The sequence below is a fragment of the Micrococcus sp. GbtcB5 genome, from assembly GCF_019091605.1.
In the GTDB taxonomy this organism is placed as follows: domain Bacteria; phylum Actinomycetota; class Actinomycetes; order Actinomycetales; family Micrococcaceae; genus Micrococcus; species Micrococcus luteus.
The window spans coordinates 1-246 of sequence record NZ_JAGXJK010000333.1 but is presented as its reverse complement, the minus strand read 5'-3'; the positions used below and the strand labels follow the sequence as shown (position 1 = coordinate 246).

Genomic DNA, 246 nt, shown 5'->3' with positions numbered 1-246 from the left:
GGACCGTGTCGTCCCAGTCGGCGGCCTCCGCCAGGACGGGCCCGAACCACGTGCCCAGCACGTCGGGGGGCACGGCCAGAGAGGTGACGCTGCGCCCGGCCGCCGTGCGGCCCAGCCCGGCCCACGCCTCCTGTTCGTGCACCCGCATGTGCCGGGCCACGCGCACCAGGCCGACGCCGGCCTCGGTGGGCTCGCAGGGTGTGCCGCGCCGGTGCTGCACCTGGCCCACCTCCCGCTCCAGGGTGC

Annotated in this window: 1 pseudogene; it reads right to left on the bottom strand. The window is 78.0% G+C overall.

The features are described from left to right. Window positions 1–246 (bottom strand): annotated as a pseudogene (locus KVS67_RS12585) (transcriptional regulator ArgP); the annotation flags it as partial.